The sequence below is a fragment of the Novosphingobium sp. 63-713 genome, from assembly GCF_001898925.1.
GTDB lineage: Bacteria > Pseudomonadota > Alphaproteobacteria > Sphingomonadales > Sphingomonadaceae > Novosphingobium.
In genome coordinates this window covers 1-5065 of sequence record NZ_MKVS01000033.1, presented here as the reverse complement: position 1 = coordinate 5065, position 5065 = coordinate 1, and the positions used below count along the sequence as shown (strand labels likewise).

The following is a 5065-nucleotide window of genomic DNA, read 5'->3' as shown; positions in this document are numbered from 1 at the left end:
CTTGGGCTATCTCAGCCCTATCGACTTCGAGCGCCAGGCTGGGGTAGCCTAAAGAAGCCTATCTCGGTGTCCATCAAACCGGCAGCAGGCCAGGGCGCCGGTCTGGCTTCGGGATGAGATGCCGAAATGGACCCCAAGGATCCGGCTTGCTGGTTGCAGCCCCGGCGAGCAACAATAAAGCGGTTATTCCCATGATCTGCCCTCCATAAGTTCGACGCCTGTGACTTAGTCAGACTAGCCTATCCCGTCACTTCTGGCGTGGAGATAGAGTTAAACTTAGAACCCTTTGAGAGCACTATTCTATCTCATTTTTGCAACTTACCAGGCTTTTCAACCTTTCCAGCGTCGAGCTTCGACATCAGATAATTTTGTAGTCCCTCGATATCGCCCAATGCGCCGCCTTCTGCTGCTGCTATGGATGATAGCTTGCGAATGTAATTCGGCATCGCACTAGGCTTAATCTGGGGCAGGCGCGCCAACCATCTGGCGAATGCCGGGGATGCGAGAAGCCGACCGCCGCCATATTGCGCCAGAGCGCCGCTGATCGTCAGGAACGGATGCGCGACGATCCCAGTTGCCGCCGCACCACTTGTGGCAAGGCCAAGAGCAGATCCGGTATTCGAAAAATTGGCAAAGCGCTGTGCCTCTTTCGTGCCGCCAGCAACCTTAGCCAGATCATCCAGAGACGAACGAACATCAGCGCTGAACAGGCTGCGCTTAGCCCCCGGCGTCATAGCATTCCATTGCGTCAGGAATTGCGGCAAGCTGAATGCGGTGCCTTCTGCGTTCTGCTGCCCTTTAGAGGCTGCGCCAAGACGCGAAATGACAGTGGCCCGCACCGTCGCCGCATCCTCTGCCGGGAGGGCGTTCATGAAGCGCCCAAGCCGCGCGTTGTTGCGCTGTGTGGCCGAATTGAGGGCGGCCATAATCTCTTCGCCTGATCGCGGCGCAGATCCTTTGGCACCAATAATAGGGGAGAGAACCGTATCAATCAGTTGCACGCGCTCCTTATGCGCCGCTGCGGCATCGGCATAGGCAGTTGCCGCTTTGGCCTTTCCTGCGGCGTTAAGGCTGTCCACAATGTCAGTTTCCGCCGCATCAAGCACCGTTCCGATGCGCCGTTCCAGATCAGAACCACGCAGGCCATCCTGCATGAACTTGTCGCGCAGTTGGGTGCGCATGTTTTTTACACCTTCAACCGGATAGGCTTGATCGAGCTGCGCGCGCAGGGCCTTGAGCTCAGACAGTCCCGCTGCACCGCCTGGCGTCTGCTCCAGTTCAGCGACATTGCGATCAAGCGCCGCGCGGGCATTGACCAAATCGACAGGTTCTTGCCCGCCAAGCTGACGTGCCTTGTCATAAAGCGCGTTCACCTTGCTGCGGCTGCTCTGGATGAACTTTTGCGCGCCATTCAAGGCCGCTTCGCCTGCCGTCTCCAATTCGGTGGGCTTGCCAACTAAAGAGGCAATGGCATCGCGCGCTTTTTCTGCCTCTTGCGTGACTTTCTGCGCGCCCTTAACGATGGGCTGGGCAGAAAGCGGGAATTTCGCCGCGCCTCCGGTCACATTGCGAATGCCGGGCCCCGCCACATCGGCAGGCATAGGGTTGATGGATGTTCCAAGCTTTGCATTCAGATTATCCGCAGCCTGAATGACCTGTGCCCCATCACTGGCTGGCGCAGCGACACGGGAAGCCTGACGAGCCAAAGCCATATCCGTCAGCTTTTGACCACCAGCCCCAAGGGCCGCGCCAAGCCCGGCACCAGTTGCGGCGCCAAGAGCTGAGCCGCCCAAGCCTTGGCCATATCCATATCCAGCGATACCCCCAAGGGTGGCGCTAGTCTTGATAGCAGATCCGGCGCCGCCAGTGGCCAAGCCGGGGACAAGACCGCCACCGAACTCGGTAGCATAGCCAAGCAGGCCCTGTTTCTGGCGCGCCTGCTCCTGCGCAAGCCGTGCGGTATCGCGGGCCTCAATGTACCCCGAGGCAAGTCCTTTGTCGGAAAGCGCGTTTTTGACGGCCCCGCCGATACCCTCAATTTCATCAGACAAGCCAAGCTCGGCACCGGTCAATGCGCGGCTTGCGTAAGCCCCTGCACTGGTCGGGTTATAGCCTTCCTTGTCGAGGTTCATTTGGAGCTGGTTGAGATACGCCTTTTCGGCCTCACTCGTATTGATAGGCTGGAACTGCACGCCTTTTTGCGCATCCTGTGCCATGCGATCCAGATCGGCTTGGGAAGGGGCAGGAATGCCATTCTGCTGATACCATCCCTTGATGGCGTCAGGAGTGAGACCGGGATTGCGCAGATTGGCATTCAGAAAGGCAAGGGCTTTCGCCTCCTGATCGGCATTGATGCCGAAATTCTTCTGAAGGTATTCCTCACGGTTGAAGGGGCCATTGTCGCCGCCATCCATGCCGAATTTGATGCCAGTTCCCACAGGAAGGCCGCCGCGCATGTCAGGCGTGTTGATGCCGCCACCCGGGCCAGATCCACCTGAAGGGCCGCCAGAGGCAGAAGGTGAGCTCAACAAGCCGCCCTGATCTTGTCGCGGCTGTCCCTCTACAGGCTGCAACGTCGCACGGGCCTTATCCGCCAAAGGCCCGGCCGCGATTTTCATTGCATCAATCGCCTGAGCGCGGGCGCGAGCTTTCTGGGCAATTACTTCATTACCATCACCCGGCATCGGGAAAAAAATATGGTATTGCCTATCAAATTCGGCAGGACTGATCGCGGCTCCAGATTCAAGGCGTAGCTGTGCTGCGATAAAGTTCTCTACCGCCTGGTCTGCCCGTTGCCGCTCATTGCTATTTAAAAACGTGTTTTCAAGATCAGGCGCAGAGGCATGCATGGCTTGACGCACCAAACCACGAGGTGATTTTGCATCATCGGGCAGGGCTAGCCATTCTCGCTCGGCCTGCTCCATTCGCCCGTAGAAACCAGACGCTTTTTGCTGGGCTTCATTTCCAAATTCATCTTTTTTGGGCGTGCCATCTGGATTGTGCGTGGCTTGCCACTCTTGTTGGTCGCGCCTGAATTTGTCCTCTTGCAATTGCTGGTCGCGCCGAGCTCGCGCCTCAGCACTATCCGCTCGTTTGTCTGCATTTTGCTGGATAGTCGTTGCAGCCGGGCCGTAAATTGGGCCAGGAGAAGGAGCCTCTTGAGATGGAATCAAGTGCGCAAATGGGTTGCCTTGGGTAGAGGTTTTTTCGCTTTCGACGCGGAAGGGAGCCCACGGGTCGTTCTGCGATGGGATCAGATGCGCGAAAGAATTATCCTGAGCCATTACGGGTTAACTCCCCATGCCTGCGACGGGTGAAACACCTCAACTGCAGCCACATCTTTGCTGGTTGTGGCGGCTTGTTGCATCGCGCGCATTCCATCTGCCATGGTATCTCGAATGAATGCCCCCATCGACAGGCCTTGCTTTCCCGCGTTGTTCCTTATGTCGCAGAGAAGATCAGCGCTAAGCCGGAATGTGACTGCAGGGTATTTTCTTTGAGGTGGCATGACAGACCTACGCGGATTGATTGGCGTGGTCTGTCTAGTGCCTCGTCCTTACGCCGTTAGGACTGCTTTCGCTGGCAGAATTTGTATGACACACATCTTCGATTTAATCAACCGCGATTATCTTTTCCGGATGGTTCTGCCATCTTTTTGGGGGCTTCGACCATACTGCTATGGCCACTTCGAGATTACCGAAGCAGCCTCGCAATCTCCTTAAGGTTTTTGGCTGCTGCAAGCGTCTTTGCTGACCGTCCACCATGCTTATAGGCGTTGCCATTCCCTTTAGGGGCGCCCGGATTGGTACCCCCGTGCATTCGGCAACGTTTCCTCCCCCGCACCGCTGGAGATTGGCACGCCGAACCCAAGCGGGTCCTTGCCAAACAGCGTGGTGCCGATGCCAGTTGCTCCGGTTGCACGGGATTGATCGTCACTTTTTCCATTCTCATTGCCCCCGGCATGGACGTTTTCAGCGATTACAGCCTGGCCGCCGCGATTGTCGACATGTATATGGCGGACCACTTGCTCACCACCGCGCTGCATTCGAGCTAACGTTTCCATTTGCCCTTGCGAGGTGCGTAACAATTTCGTGGCGAGGTTCCCGAACGTCTGCATTGTCGGAGCCCACTCAGCCGATCCAAGCTGGCTGAGTGCCCTAATTGCCGCGTCATGCGTAACGTACATTTGGACCAGTAGCAGCGCCTCTGCTTGATTTTTCGGTTCCATGCTCTCGATAAATGACAGAGCCGCATTGTAGCGTTCAGCATTGTCCGCTCCGACCGAGCCGAGGTATTTAAGCAGTTCGTTTGCACGCGCATTCACCGGGTCCATGGAAACTGCCGCAAACGTCTTTTGCAGCTTGAGTAGCCCATGCGCCTCGCACTCCCCTGCGATACCAATGGACATTCCGCCTCCGGGCTTTCGTGTGAGCGTCACCTTGACCGGCTGGCGCTGCTTACATTGTGCCGTTGCAATCTCGGCGAGTTCAGTTTGCTGTTCGCTGGTCATTTGATCCCAGCCGGGGATGCCCTTTGCGAGCGTATTTTTGGCTTCAGCCAAGTTGCCCGATTCCGGCACTGCAATTTCAATCGTCTTGCCCTTGGCCAGTGCTTTCGATCCGGTAGCCCCGGCTCGCCGTGCCGGTTTGGCGTTGGCATTCTTCCTCGTCATTATCCGTTTCCTTTAGCTGCTGCTTCGCGTCGGCGCTTCTGTTCGAGCACCACGGCCACCATGGAGTTGTTGCTGCCACTGGCATTGGCTGCCCGGCTGGCGGTCGCCTCTTGATGTTTGCGATTTAGGCATCCGCTGACGGTGTGAAACCATCGGTTGCGTTTGTCGGGCGGTTGTCCTGTCAGCCATGCATCGAGGCTGGTCAGTTCGGCCTTCAGGTCGGGGATGGCGTGATAGGTCTGTGCCCAGCGATCCAGATCCTTGGCTGTCAGTCGGATCACTGCCCCTTGGAAGGCATATTCCCTGGTCGATTTGGCCGTCTGATCCTGCCCTCCGGCGGAGGTATTTTCTTTGTTTAATTGTTTAATTGTTATTGTGTGGCCCTCGGATGGC

Annotated in this window: 4 protein-coding genes; all 4 read right to left on the bottom strand. The window is 57.0% G+C overall.

From position 1 onward, the window contains the following. Positions 1-305: 305 nt before the first annotated feature. Complete coding sequence (locus BGP00_RS15900; protein WP_292694441.1) at positions 306-3284, bottom strand: hypothetical protein; 2979 nt, start codon at positions 3282-3284, stop codon at positions 306-308. A gap of 409 nt (positions 3285-3693) precedes the next feature. After that, positions 3694-3843: a hypothetical protein gene (locus tag BGP00_RS25405; protein ID WP_366522333.1), complete on the bottom strand. Its 150-nt coding sequence runs from the start codon at positions 3841-3843 to the stop codon at positions 3694-3696. Then, positions 3788-4672 carry a hypothetical protein gene (locus BGP00_RS15895; RefSeq protein WP_292694445.1) on the bottom strand — a complete coding sequence of 295 codons (885 nt, stop codon included), beginning with the start codon at positions 4670-4672 and terminating at the stop codon, positions 3788-3790. The genes BGP00_RS25405 and BGP00_RS15895 overlap by 56 nt, the downstream gene beginning before the upstream one ends. Next, the coding region (locus BGP00_RS15890) for a hypothetical protein (RefSeq protein ID WP_292925777.1) at positions 4672-5065 on the bottom strand (394 nt) is incomplete at its 5' end. The genes BGP00_RS15895 and BGP00_RS15890, both read right to left, overlap by 1 nt.